This window comes from Pseudomonas sp. TH41, assembly GCF_016650695.1.
Classification (GTDB): domain Bacteria; phylum Pseudomonadota; class Gammaproteobacteria; order Pseudomonadales; family Pseudomonadaceae; genus Aquipseudomonas.
On record NZ_JAEKFH010000007.1, the window covers coordinates 329842 to 342919 of the forward strand.

9 protein-coding genes are annotated in these 13078 nt (G+C 58.3%); 5 read left to right on the forward strand and 4 right to left on the reverse strand.

Annotated elements, in window-relative coordinates:
- Positions 1 to 25 precede the first annotated feature (25 nt).
- Entirely contained in the window at positions 26 to 2548 is a 2523-nt protein-coding gene (locus JFU37_RS28475) for a CS1-pili formation C-terminal domain-containing protein (RefSeq protein WP_201120460.1), read from the reverse strand.
- A gap of 109 nt (positions 2549 to 2657) precedes the next feature.
- A complete protein-coding gene (locus JFU37_RS28480) occupies positions 2658 to 3149 on the reverse strand; it encodes a CS1 type fimbrial major subunit (RefSeq protein ID WP_201120461.1) in 492 nt (163 codons plus the stop codon).
- A 490-nt stretch (positions 3150 to 3639) separates the two neighbouring features.
- Between JFU37_RS28480 and JFU37_RS28485 the strand changes: the two genes are divergently transcribed.
- Both JFU37_RS28485 and JFU37_RS28490 read left to right on the forward strand, forming a co-directional pair.
- Positions 3640 to 4215, forward strand: a complete 576-nt coding sequence (locus JFU37_RS28485; protein ID WP_201120462.1) for a PadR family transcriptional regulator — start codon at positions 3640 to 3642, stop codon at positions 4213 to 4215.
- A complete protein-coding gene (locus JFU37_RS28490; RefSeq protein WP_201120463.1) occupies positions 4212 to 4994 on the forward strand; it encodes a siderophore-interacting protein in 783 nt (260 codons plus the stop codon). The genes JFU37_RS28485 and JFU37_RS28490 overlap by 4 nt, the downstream gene beginning before the upstream one ends.
- A gap of 103 nt (positions 4995 to 5097) precedes the next feature.
- On the opposite strand, the gene JFU37_RS28495 is transcribed toward JFU37_RS28490, so the two are convergent.
- Together JFU37_RS28495 and JFU37_RS28500 are read right to left on the reverse strand one after the other, a co-directional pair.
- The gene (locus JFU37_RS28495; RefSeq protein WP_201120464.1) at positions 5098 to 5769 is read right to left on the reverse strand and encodes a Pr6Pr family membrane protein; all 672 of its coding nucleotides are present in this window, start codon (positions 5767 to 5769) and stop codon (positions 5098 to 5100) included.
- A gap of 2 nt (positions 5770 to 5771) precedes the next feature.
- Positions 5772 to 6002 (reverse strand): VF530 family protein, encoded by a 231-nt coding sequence (locus JFU37_RS28500; RefSeq protein WP_007903672.1) that lies wholly within the window; start codon positions 6000 to 6002, stop codon positions 5772 to 5774.
- A 376-nt stretch (positions 6003 to 6378) separates the two neighbouring features.
- On the opposite strand from JFU37_RS28500, the gene JFU37_RS28505 reads away from it, so the two are divergent.
- From JFU37_RS28505 to JFU37_RS28515, 3 genes are all read left to right on the forward strand, one after another.
- Complete coding sequence (locus JFU37_RS28505; protein WP_201120465.1) at positions 6379 to 7761, forward strand: carbohydrate porin; 1383 nt, start codon at positions 6379 to 6381, stop codon at positions 7759 to 7761.
- A gap of 256 nt (positions 7762 to 8017) precedes the next feature.
- Positions 8018 to 10426 (forward strand): glucose/quinate/shikimate family membrane-bound PQQ-dependent dehydrogenase, encoded by a 2409-nt coding sequence (locus JFU37_RS28510; RefSeq protein WP_201120466.1) that lies wholly within the window; start codon positions 8018 to 8020, stop codon positions 10424 to 10426.
- A gap of 385 nt (positions 10427 to 10811) precedes the next feature.
- Positions 10812 to 12863: a putative bifunctional diguanylate cyclase/phosphodiesterase gene (locus JFU37_RS28515; protein ID WP_201120467.1), complete on the forward strand. Its 2052-nt coding sequence runs from the start codon at positions 10812 to 10814 to the stop codon at positions 12861 to 12863.
- Positions 12864 to 13078 lie beyond the last annotated feature (215 nt).

Below are 13078 nucleotides of genomic sequence, written 5' to 3' on the forward strand. Positions count from 1 at the left end.
CGATTAATTACGTTTGACCGAGCCATCAACCCGCGGTCGGTGCCTTGAAAGTCGCATCCGCCAAGGTGTCCGGCGTGCAGCGCAGATCCCCGATCATCAACACGTTGTTCTCGGTGCGACCACGGCTCGGGTCCAGCCGGAACTGACACAGCAACTGATTGCCGCGACGCACTTCCAGGGTCGGCGAGCCGGCGTTCATTTCCATGGAGAAGAAGCCGTCCACCTCACTCACACCGCGACTGGCGTGATTGATGATGTGGTGGCCCTTGAGTGGATTGCCTTGGGGGTCGACCAAGCGGCCGAGCACGGTGAGGGTTCTCATCACTTTCACCTGGCGATACTCCACGCCGCCCTTGTTCAGGTGATAGCTGGAGCGCGCCGGCTGGATCGTCGCGGCGGGAACGTGATTGCCCTCGAAATCGAAACTGACGGAGCTGCTTTTGTAGGCCGTGATCGGCACGAAGTTGCGCCCGGGCTTGAGGACCGCGCTGCCACCACTCAAGTCGTCGGCACGCAGGGCGATGTCGTCGATGTCCGATTCCACATCGATGATCATCCCGGCCCCATTGCGGTGATATTGGCTGGTCATGACCATTTTCTGCCCGCCCACCGCGACGGTGCTGTCCAGGTTCAGGCCGCCGGTAAGGTCGTTGTTAAAGGATGAACGCTGGATAAAACCGTCGCCGTTGACCAGGTCGGAACTCATGGTCGCCATCGCATTGAGCCCGACGCCGTAGGTGTCGGTGATTGCCGTGGCCGAGACGCTTTGCAATAGGTGATCCTGAAGGTCTTTGCGGTAGGTGACCGAAGCGTTGTTATCGCGCCCGCCATCACGCGCGGTGCGCGTTCCAATGCTGCCGGAGATCTGTTCACCCGGGCCGCCCAACGCGATGTTGACGCTCAAGTCGATGCCACGATTGCGATCATCGCCGGAACTGATACTGCCCGGCCTGTCGAACAGTGACAGACGCCAGTTGGCGTCGCTGCCGAACAGTTGGGTACGCTGGGTCCAGCCCAGATCTACTCCCGTGCCATTGGTATTGCCCTCACTGTGGGACACCCGGGCATTGACCGAACTTTTGCTGGTGAGTCGTTGATTCACCGACAACGACGAGTTGCTGGTCTGGCCGACAAACACGTTGCGCTGCCGCACCCGCGTGCCATCGGGCAAGGTGTCGTAGAGCCGGGTCGTGTCGAGCCAGCTGCGATTGTGGCTGGCGACGATGCTGCCACTGCCATAGGAATAAAGGCCCTGCACATCCAGGCCGGTGCCGTAGTCCTCAGTCTGGTAGACGTTGGCATAGAGGCTGGCATTGTTGACGATGGCCCAGTCGACCGAAGTGCCGTATTGCAGGGAATCGCGAACCTGTCGCCCCGTCAGGCCAAGGATCACTCGCGGGTGCAGGAGGAAGTTGAACGCGGCGCCGGCAGTCATGTCGCCATCGGCCTGATTATCCCAGTTACTCCACAGTTTGGACTCACGACCGGCGAACAGGTTGTAGCGCCAGCGTTCGTCGTGGTTGCGCCAGTTGTTCGGTTTGTAGACCAGCTCCTGAGTGCTGGAAGTAATCTGACCGTCTTCGATCAGGCGCACTTCCACTTCATAGATACCGCCCGGCAACGGACGCGTATCAAGGGTCTGCAGCCCCGCGGGGACGGCCTGGGTGTTGATCATCAAGCCGTCGCGGTAAATTTCCACCGAACCCTGGCGATTGGCCGTGACGTAGATCGGATAGACCGCCGGTTTCGGATTATTGATGGCCAGGCTGTCGGAGCTGCCGTACATCACACCCACCGCGGTGTCGGGGCTTGCACCAAAGGTGCGCGGTTGCCGGGTCAGTCCTTCCGACGACGGTGTGAAATAGCCCAGGCGCAGAAAATTGCCTTCCAGTTCGCGTTGGGTATAAAGCTCGTTGACGGCGTGATAGAGCTTGTCATCCATGCCGCCGAGTCGGGACAGCTGCAGGTTGACCGCTTGGGTCCAGTTGCCCAGGCTGCTGCTGGCCTCCAGGCCATAACGCCCGCCGAGGTCCTGGTCCTGGCCGCCGTTGAGGTTCAGTTGATTGCGCACGATCAACCCGGTGCTGCCACCTTCGGGCAGGTTGTAATAGCGCTGTACCTGATCGTCGCGTTCGGCGTTTTCAGTGAGGATCGACACCAGCGAGTTTTCGAGGCTGTAATGCACGGCCAGCAGTTGCTCCGGGCATTTGGCCTGGCAGCTGCCGAGCGCCACACCTTGCTTGAGATAATTCGACCAGGTATCGCGCTCGCTGGGTTTGATCTGGCTGTCGCTGACATCGGTGAAGTCAACGAGGGTGATGCGATCGTCACGCGTTAAAACGACCATCGCCTCACCGAGAAACTGTTGGTCAAGTTCCACGCGCACCGCCAGCGGCACATCAAAGAAGTGCTCTTCGAACTCGCTCGGCAAACCCTTGGCCTGGGCTAACAGACCTCGAGGTGTATTACCGTTTTCCATAGGCGCGGCCAGGGCGGTTGCACAGAAAAAAAGGGCAAGCGCCGTCGCGATGGGAGTCATCGGGAACATGAACGAAATACTCTGAAGAGGAATGCGTTGAAACCCGATCGACAGACAGAGGTTGTCCGCCGACCGGTAATCGTTATCAGATAAGGGCTAGCCTTAGTTCATAACTGTATTACGGGGTGACGCGAGGGATGGCGTCGAAGATCACCACCGGCGTAGCGGTGTAAAGGCCATTCTGGCCATCAGCCGGTTTGGCCGCAGCAATCACCAGATCGGCCTGCATGCCACCGTTGGACTCGGTGTCGCCGACCACTTCCTGCGAAACGCCGGACAGGGTTGTGCCATTGAAGGTGTACGTCAATGCGATGGTGTTGGAACCGTTGGACAAAGGTTGCGGCCCGCCCTCGACGTAGGCACCGACCGAACCGTTGGTGTGCTGTACATCATAGGTGGCACGCAACGGCGTCAATGTGCCCGCACCCAGCTCATAGGTCATTTTTTCATCTTTACCGAAGTCCGGATTGCGCGGCTGAGCGTGGAAGACCTTGCTTGGAATGGTAGCGCTGATGTTGATCGAGGAGCGCGCTTCTTCCGCAGCGAACGCCACCGAAGAGCTCAGTGCCAGGAGGGTCATCGGAACAGCGATTGCAAACTTCTTGAACATTGTTGAGTACCTGTCTTTTACGATGGATTGGTTCGTAGAAAGTCTTGTAGACCGCGACAACCACCAGAGTGATAGCGTTTTGGCTCAACTTTCGACGCCGGGGCATAATCGACCAATTCTTTAAGAAAGTAAGTACGAAGATTCCGAAGAGCATGTAGCTAAAACAGCCCACGAGCGTTAAGAAAAAAACCAATAAAATATCAAGTTTATAGTTTAGCTGTCAGAGAAGTACTACATACAGTATTAGTAAAAAAACCACACAGATAGATACAACTATATCTTCTGTAAGATTGATACTACTTATATCTAGATAATGATTACAACTAACATTAGATGGATATTAGTCCAATTACTCTAAACAATAGACTCAGCGTCCTTTCCGCCCTGCCCCATCGGGGGGTGACGCTTGGCTGACCATTGGTCAAAGAAATTTGCGCTCCACATAAGATATATCTTAAGTTGTATCTAAACACGACGGAGAGAAGGAAAAATGAGAGACCATCATTCCCCCCACCGCGAGCACGGCGATGGCCGTGACGGCTTCGAAAAGCGCCCTGGCCGCGAACGCGGAGGTCGCGGGCCAAGGGTATTTGCCCCCGGCGACCTGAAATTGCTACTGCTGGCACTGATCGCCGAGCAGCCCTGCCACGGCTACGACTTGATCCGCCAGATTGAAGGCATGTTCGACGGCGCTTACAGTCCAAGCCCCGGTGTGATCTATCCGACCCTGACCTTTCTGGAAGAAAGCGAAATGATCCAGGGCGACGCCGAAGGTGGAAAAAAGCGCTACAGCGTGACCGACGCCGGACGTCTGTCCTTGAGCGAGCAAGCGATTGCCCTCGACGGCGTGCGGATGCGCATCGATGTCAGCAAGCGTTCGTTGCGTGGTCATGATCGCCCGGCTGAAATCCATGAGGCTGTGCATAACTTGCGTCATGCACTGCAACTGCATCACGGTCGCTGGAGCGTTGAAGAAATCCAGCGTGTCTCCACCCTGCTCAACGACACCGCCAAAGCCATCGTTGATGGCCCTGCCGTTCCAACCGCATCGGAGACAGCCGAATGACTGAAGTGATCCAAACCATTCACCGTGTGATGCACGAGATCAAACGCCGTCGGCTGCAAGTTTTGCGCGTGGTTGACCTGACCCCGCGCATGCGCCGGATTACCTTGGGTGGGCCAGATCTGGCTGGCTTTGTCAGCCTCGGCTCCGACGACCACGTCAAACTGTTGTTCCCGCAGAACGCGGCGGAACAAGCCGCGCTGGAAACCCTGGTACTTGGCTCCGGGAAGGACAACGGCCCGATGCCGGCGATGCGCGATTACACCCCGCGTCGCTACGACCTGGACATGCTGGAGCTGGACATCGACTTCGTGCTGCACGGCGACGGCCCTGCCGCGACGTGGGCCGAACAGGCCAAACCAGGCCAGTTCCTGCACATCGCTGGGCCACGCGGTTCGATGATCGTGCCGGACATATTCGACAGCTACTTGCTGATCGGCGATGAAACCGCCCTGCCCGCCATCGCCCGACGCCTGGAAGGCCTGGGGGCCGACCGGCGTGCGCTGGTGATTGTGGAAGTGGAGAACGGCGCCGAGCAGCAGCGTCTGGAAAGCGCCGCGCAGATCAATGTGATTTGGGTACTGCGCGAAGGTGGCAAGAACAACCTGCTGACCACCGTCAAGCAACTGCAAGTGCCAAGCGGCAATCTGTATGCATGGGTGGCGACCGAAACCAAAGTGTCGCGTCAAATCCGTCGAGTGTTGCTCGATGAACACGGGCTGAACGAGCAGTTGGTCAAAACCGTTGGTTACTGGCGGCTGGATCAAAGCGACGAGGAATAATCACCGTCAAGCCCCCATCGCGAGCAGGCTCGCTCCCACAGGGGCTGGTGTATGACGATCCAATGTGGGAGCGAGCCTGCTCGCGATAGCGATGTCACAAACTCTACAAATCGATGCCTTTTCCACGATGCCCGAGCCACCGATCCAGTCCGATCACAATCAAAGCAATCAGAACAAATCCCGCCAACAGTCCCCCCGCATTCACAAACACCTGTGGATAACCCAGCTTCTCGACATCAATGAACGGGTAGGGATAAACCGCCAGTAGATGCCCACGCAGCAGCGAGTAAGCGAAGTACACAATCGGAAAAATCACCCACAGCATGATGAGTCGCAGGCGCAATGTGCCCTTCGGCACACACAACCACCAATAAGCCAGAAACAGCAGCGGCATGACGTCATGCATCAACTCATCGGCTATCCACTGCCAGCCCTCGGGATGCCAGAGATGGCGCAGCAACACGTTGTAAGCCAGGCCGACCACGGCGATGCTCACCGCAATTGCACTGCTCACCGACGGCAGTAAAAACCAGCGCCGCGCCGACGACTCCCGGGACGTCCACTCACAGGTCAATACGGTGGCCACGAGCGTGTTCGTCAGCACCGTGAAATAACTGAAAAAGCTCACCAGCCCACCCAGCAGACTGGCTTCAAGACTCCAGCGTGAATAGAAAATCAAGTACATCTGAATAGCCAACCCCGCCCAACCCAACACCGCGCCCATGACAGCAAAACGACGCCGCGTGGCAGACCGGGGTGCCGCTTGGGTGACCATGTTCAGAGCGGTCGCTTGGTGCGCATCAGCTTCACGTACAAGCGTTCGACCTTTTCCCGCGCCCATGGGGTTTTGCGCAGAAACGTCAGGCTCGACTTGATGCTCGGGTCACTCTTGAAGCAGCGGATATCAATGCGCTCGGCCAGCCCCGACCATTCATAGTGTTCAACCAGGGCGTTGAGGATTTGCTCCAGCGTCACACCGTGTAGCGGGTTGTTGTTCTGTTCGGTCATGCCGGGCCTTCGAGCGTTGAAAGGATGGGAAGGCGCGCACCTTAGCCGAGGGGGTGATCGGGTGGAAGGGCTCTGTGCGCTATCTCGTAAATGTAGGTGAATCCTAAAAACTGTAGGAGCGAGCTTGCTCGCGATGGTCGATAACGATAACGCTTATTTACTGGATAAACGTGGCGCTCTTCGGTTCATCGCGAGCAAGCTCGCTCCTACAGGGACTGTTACAAAATCCGAAACGAATCATGTCTGTAAAAGCGCTTTCTCTATTTGTAACAGAACATTATCCTTGCGTCCGCTCAAGCCGAAACGATTCTTCTATCTGCTTCACGCCTGCTGTATTCAGTTTATCCCCCAGAAAAAGACCCAGAATTTCCTCTCTATGCCTTACTTTCAATCTTCGCGAGACAGCGCTATCTGCACCCCGGTTGCCAGCCGAAAAGCCCTGAACCTGATCGGCGGATGGACCGCTTTGGGCCTCGCCACCTGCGTCCAGGCTGCCCCGGCTTTCGACAGTGAATCACCGTGGATGCTCGGTGACTGGAACGGTACTCGTACCGAACTTTCGGAAAAAGGCTACGACTTCAAAGTCGATTACACCGGTGAAATGGGCAGCAATCTGCACGGCGGTTACGACCATGACCGCACCGCGCGTTACAGCGATCAGTTCGGCCTCGGCACGCACCTGGACTTGCAGAAAATCCTCGGCTGGGACGACGCCGAATTTCAGCTGACCATCACCGAGCGCAACGGCAACAACATCAGCAACGACCGGATCAACGACCCGCGCGTTGGCGGTTTCACCTCGGCTCAGGAAGTCTGGGGCCGTGGCCAGACCTGGCGCCTGACGCAGATGTGGTATCAGCAAAAATTCATCGATCAGAAACTCGACATCAAAGTCGGCCGATTCGGCGAAGGCGAAGACTTCAACAGTTTCCCCTGCGACTTCCAGAACCTGGCGTTCTGCGGCTCTCAGGTCGGAAACTGGGTGGGGGGTATCTGGTACAACTGGCCGGTCAGCCAGTGGGCGATGCGGGTCAAATATCACCTGACACCGCAGCTGTATGCACAGGTCGGCGCCTATGAGCAAAACCCGTCCAACCTGGATCGCGGCAACGGCTTCAAGCTCAGCGGCAGCGGCACCCAGGGCACGATCCTGCCGGTAGAGCTGGTGTGGTCGCCCAAGCTCAATGGTCTACCGGGCGAATACCGCGCCGGTTATTACTACAGCAGCGCCAATGCCACTGATGTCTACAAAGACAGCAATGGCCAGCCCGCAGCGCTGACCGGCGAGGCTTACCGCAGCGCGTCGAGCAAGCACGGCATGTGGCTTGGTATTCAACAACAGATCACTAGCCGTTCCAGCGACAACGCTCGCGGCTTGAACGTGTTCGCCAACGGCACGATGCACGACAAGAAGACCAACGCCATCGACAACTATGTCCAGGCAGGCGTCGTCTACAAAGGCCTGTTCGATGCCCGCGCCAAAGACGACATCGGTTTTGCCCTCGCCCGCGTCCACGTCAACCCGGCCTACCGTAAAAATGCCGAGGCCACCAATCAGGCCCATGCCGTTTTCGACTACGACGACCCGTTGTTCCTGCCACCCCAGGACACCGAATACAGCGGCGAACTCTATTACGGCGTGCACGTCACGAACTGGCTGACCGTGCGCCCGAACCTGCAATACATCCGCCACCCCGGTGGCGTGAACGAGGTCGATGACGCACTGATTGGCGGGATCAAGATCCAGTCGTCCTTCTAACTAACGACACACCTCCCTTGTAGGAGCGAGCTTGCTCGCGAGAATCGTCAACGAAAACGCAGTAAGTCTGACACCCCAAGGCGTTCTCAGGTTTTTCGCGAGCGAGCTCGCTCCTACAGAGATTGCGGTGCCCACACCCATAGGTGAACGGGATTGCATCAACCGCTCATTTTTTAACCTGAACCCTACCTGCGCCGGATCGTCATCTACAGTGAACTTGCGCGGGACTACTTGAAACGTCACGGAGAACCACACTATGAGCACTGATGGTGCTTTGAGCCGAAGCCGTCTATTGCCGACCCTGCTCGGCATTCTGCTTCTGCTGATGGGCCTGGCCATGCTGGCCGGGGGGATCAAGCTGAGCATGCTTGGCGGCTCGCTGTATTACCTGCTGGCCGGTATCGGTCTGGCACTGACCGGCGTGCTGCTGATGGTCGCCCGTCGCGCCGCCCTGGGCCTCTACGCGCTAGTGCTGTTTGCCAGTACCGTGTGGGCCTTATGGGAAGTCGGCCTCGATTGGTGGCAACTGGTGCCGCGTCTGGCGCTGTTGTTTGCGCTGGGCATCGTCATGTTGCTGCCGTGGTTCCGCCGTCCGCTGCTGCGTGAAGGTGCTGCACCGATGGGCACCGGCGCATTGAGCGTCGCCGTGGTATTGGCGGGCGCTGCGGCACTCGCCAGCCAGTTCACCCACCCCGGTGAAATCAAAGGCCAACTGGACCGCGACAGCGTGCCGGGCATGACCAACACCGCACCGGCCATGCCCGACGGTGACTGGAACTCCTATGGCCGCAGTGCCCACGGCGATCGTTACTCGCCACTGGCGCAGATCACCCCGCAGAACGCGAACAAGCTCGTTCCGGCGTGGACTTATCGCACCGGCGACCTGCCCGGTCCGAACGACCCAGGCGAAACCACGGCCGAAAACACCCCGCTGAAAGTCAACGGCATGCTCTACGTGTGCACGCCGCACAGCCAGGTGATCGCACTGGACCCGGACACCGGCAAGGAACTCTGGCGTTTCGATCCGAAGCTCTCCACGCAAAACGCGGCGAACTTCAAGGGTTGGGCACACATGACCTGCCGCGGCGTGTCGTATCACGATGACGCTGCTTACGCGTCCGAGCAGAGCCCAACCGGCAGCGCCAGCGCTCCCGTCACCAGTGCCTGCCCGCGCCGGATCTTCCTGCCGACCGCCGACACCCGTCTGATTGCGCTGAACGCCGACACCGGCAAAATGTGCGAAGACTTTGGCAACAAAGGTCAGATCGACCTGAGCGCCAACATCGGCGGCTTCAATGCCGGCGGTTACTATTCCACTTCGCCACCGGCCGTGACTAAAGACCTGGTCGTGATTGGCGGCCACGTCACCGACAACGTCTCCACCGACGAGCCTAGCGGCGTTATCCGCGCGTTCGACGTGCACACCGGCAAACTGGTGTGGAACTGGGACAGCGGCAAACCGGACGATACGACGCCTATTGCCGAGGGCAAGGTCTACACCCGCAACTCGCCGAACATGTGGTCCATGTTCGCGGTCGACGAAAAACTCGGCATGCTCTACCTGCCGATGGGCAACCAGACCCCGGACCAGTTCGGTGGCGCGCGTACCCCTGAGTCGGAACGGTACTCCGCCGGCCTGACCGCGCTGGACATCGCCACCGGTAAAGTGCGCTGGTACTTCCAGTTCACCCACCATGACCTGTGGGACATGGACGTCGGCGGCCAGCCAACCCTGATGGACCTGAAAACGGCGGACGGAGTGAAACCGGCGGTATTGGCGTCCACCAAGCAGGGCAGCATTTACGTTCTGGACCGCAGCACCGGCAAGGCCATCGTGCCGATCAACGAAATACCGGTACCGCAAGGCGCTGTCGCCGGTGATCACACCTCGCCTACCCAGCCGAAATCCGACCTGAACCTGATGCCGCCGCCCCTGCAAGAGCGCGACATGTGGGGCGTGACCCCGTTCGACCAACTGATCTGCCGGATCGATTTCAAATCCTTGCGCTACGACGGCCCGTTCACGCCGCCGTCGCTGCAAGGTTCGATTGTTTATCCAGGCAACTTCGGGGTGTTTGACTGGGGTGGTATCTCGGTTGACCCGGTGCGTCAAATCGCTTTCATGAACCCGGACTACATGGCGTTCAAATCGAAACTGATCCCGGCCGCTGAAATCGCCGCCCAAGGCCCGCGCAAAAGCGAAACCGAAGGCGTGCAGCCCAATAAAGGCGCGCCGTACGGCGTGGTCCTCGAAGCACTGCTGTCGCCAATGGGCCTGCCATGTCAGGCGCCAGCATGGGGTTATGTGGCCGCGGTCGACCTGACCACCGCCAAAATCCTCTGGAAACACAAAAACGGCACTGTGCGCGACAGCTCGCCGGTTCCGATCCCGCTGAGCATGGGCGTGCCTAGCCTGGGCGGCACCTTCACCACCGCCGGTGGCGTGGGCTTCCTGAGCGGCACCCTTGACCAGTACCTGCGCGCCTATGACGTGAAAAACGGCAAGCAGTTGTGGGAAAGCCGCCTGCCAGCGGGCGCGCAAACCACGCCGATGACCTACACCGGCAAGGACGGCAAGCAATACGTGCTCGTCGTTGCCGGCGGTCACGGTTCGCTGGGCACCAAACAAGGTGACTATGTGATTGCGTACAAACTGTCGGAATAAGCGATAGTCGTCGTTAGACCAAAGGCGATCCTTGTGAGGGGGTCGCCTTTTTTATGGGTGCCTGGGCAGTACGCTTCCCACCGTGAAATGGCGCACATCTGCAAAAACCGGGGGCGTTTTCCCACAACGAAACCAGCGTTCAGCACCTTGCTCCAACGCCACAGCCGTCTAACATCAAGCAAATTGAAAATATGTCCACATCCCCCTCAAGTTGAAGGACTCGACAACCGACACAGTGCTAATAGGTCACTGTCTCCAAACAGCAGCATATCGGCCAAGGCACAGGCAAAATCCCCTGTGATTGAATGTCCCTTTGACTGCCAACACGGGATTGCCAATACTCATGGCAACTTGATGCTACCCGCACGGAACAAGGAATGACTCTTTGAAGCTGGAACTCAAGAACAGCTTGTCGGTGAAGTTGCTTCGGGTCGTGCTCCTGTCGGCATTGATCGTCGGCGTGGTATTGAGCTGCGCGCAGATTGTGTTCGATGCCTATAAAACACACCAGGCCGTAGCCAACGATGCTCAGCGCATCCTCGACATGTTCCGTGACCCGTCGACCCAGGCCGTGTACAGCCTGGACCGGGAGATGGGCATGCAGGTCATCGAAGGTCTGTTTCAGGACGATGCGGTGCGCCAGGCCTCCATCGGCCATCCCAACGAAGCCATGCTCGCGCAAAAGACTCGAGAGTTGCAGCATTCCCACAGTCGCTGGCTGACCGACCTGATCCTCGGCAAGGAACGCACCTTCACCACACAACTGGTGGGTCGCGGCCCTTACAGCGAGTATTACGGCGACCTGAGCATTACCCTCGACACCGCCACCTACGGCCAGAGTTTTATCGTCAGTTCGGTGATCATCTTCATTTCCGGCGTTTTGCGCGCACTGGCCATGGGCCTGGTGCTGTACCTGGTTTATCACTGGCTACTGACCAAACCGCTGTCGCGGATCATCGAACACCTGACCGAAATCAACCCGGACCGACCCAGCGAACATAAAATCCCGCAACTCAAAGGGCATGAGAAAAACGAGCTGGGGATCTGGATAAACACCGCCAACCAGTTGCTCGAGTCCATCGAGCGCAACACCCATTTACGCCATGAAGCGGAAAACAGCCTGTTGCGCATGGCCCAGTACGACTTCCTCACCGGCCTGCCGAACCGCCAGCAATTGCAGCAGCAGCTGGACAAGATCCTCGTCGACGCCGGCAAATTGCAGCGTCGGGTCGCGGTGCTGTGTGTCGGCCTCGATGACTTCAAGGGCATCAACGAACAGTTCAGCTACCAGACCGGCGACCAATTGTTGCTGGCCCTGGCCGATCGCTTGCGAGCCCACAGCGGTCGCCTTGGCGCCCTCGCTCGCCTCGGCGGCGACCAGTTCGCCCTGGTTCAGGCTGATATCGAACAACCCTACGAAGCGGCCGAGCTGGCCCAAAGCATCCTCGATGACCTGGAAGCGGCGTTTGTCCTCGGTCCTCAAAAGATTCGCCTGCGCGCCACCATCGGCATCACGCTGTTCCCCGAGGACGGTGACAGCACTGAAAAGCTGCTGCAAAAAGCCGAACAGACCATGACGCTGGCCAAGACGCGTTCGCGCAACCGATACCAGTTCTATATCGCCAGCGTCGACACAGAAATGCGCCGCCGTCGCGAGCTGGAAAAAGACCTGCGCGACGCCTTGGCCCGCGACCAGTTCTACCTCGTCTATCAACCGCAGATCAGCTATCGCGATCACCGCGTGGTGGGCGTCGAGGCGTTGATTCGCTGGCAACATCCCGAACACGGGCTGGTTCCGCCGGACCTGTTTATTCCCCTCGCCGAACAGAACGGCACCATCATCGCCATTGGTGAATGGGTGCTGGATCAGGCGTGCAAGCAATTGCGCGACTGGCATGACCAGGGTTTCGGCGACCTGCGCATGGCGGTGAACCTGTCCACGGTGCAACTGCACCACGCCGAACTGCCGCGAGTGGTCAATAACCTGCTGCAGATCTACCGCCTGCCACCGCGCAGTCTGGAACTGGAAGTGACCGAAACCGGCCTGATGGAAGACATCAGCACCGCCGCCCAGCACCTACTGAGCCTGCGTCGTTCCGGCGCGCTGATTGCCATTGACGACTTCGGCACCGGCTATTCGTCATTGAGCTATCTGAAAAGCCTGCCCCTGGACAAGATCAAGATCGACAAGAGCTTCGTTCAGGACCTGCTCGATGACGACGACGATGCGACCATCGTTCGAGCCATTATCCAGTTGGGCAAAAGCCTGGGCATGCAGGTAATTGCCGAAGGCGTGGAAACCGCCGAGCAAGAGGCCTACATCATCTCCGAAGGCTGTCACGAAGGTCAGGGCTATTTCTACAGCAAACCGCTGCCGGCACGGGAGCTGAGTGCCTACCTGAAACAGGCCCAGCGCAGTAACGCGGCTATTTTGTAAAGATCTCTGTAGGAGCGAGCTTGCTCGCGATGGATTTGAAGGCGGCGCATTTTTTCAGACAACACGCGTCATCGTTCACGTCCATCGCGAGCAAGCTCGCTCCTACAAAGTGAAACGAGGCTGCGATCTTTTAAGCTGAATAAGAAATATTTCCAGCTACAACTCTTTACACATAATGCGAAAGATTTGCATTATGTCGCAGTTTTGCGCGCGTG

What these genes read in the sequence shown, in the direction of transcription:
- JFU37_RS28480 (WP_201120461.1), bottom strand. Translation starts at nt 3,149, where the DNA reads ATGTTCAAGAAGTTTGCAATCGCTGTTCCGATGACCCTCCTGGCACTG.
- JFU37_RS28485 (WP_201120462.1), top strand. Translation starts at nt 3,640, where the DNA reads ATGAGAGACCATCATTCCCCCCACCGCGAGCACGGCGATGGCCGTGAC.
- JFU37_RS28505 (WP_201120465.1), top strand. Translation starts at nt 6,379, where the DNA reads ATGCCTTACTTTCAATCTTCGCGAGACAGCGCTATCTGCACCCCGGTT.
- JFU37_RS28510 (WP_201120466.1), top strand. Translation starts at nt 8,018, where the DNA reads ATGAGCACTGATGGTGCTTTGAGCCGAAGCCGTCTATTGCCGACCCTG.
- JFU37_RS28495 (WP_201120464.1), bottom strand. Translation starts at nt 5,769, where the DNA reads ATGGTCACCCAAGCGGCACCCCGGTCTGCCACGCGGCGTCGTTTTGCT.
- JFU37_RS28475 (WP_201120460.1), bottom strand. Translation starts at nt 2,548, where the DNA reads ATGTTCCCGATGACTCCCATCGCGACGGCGCTTGCCCTTTTTTTCTGT.
- JFU37_RS28500 (WP_007903672.1), bottom strand. Translation starts at nt 6,002, where the DNA reads ATGACCGAACAGAACAACAACCCGCTACACGGTGTGACGCTGGAGCAA.
- JFU37_RS28490 (WP_201120463.1), top strand. Translation starts at nt 4,212, where the DNA reads ATGACTGAAGTGATCCAAACCATTCACCGTGTGATGCACGAGATCAAA.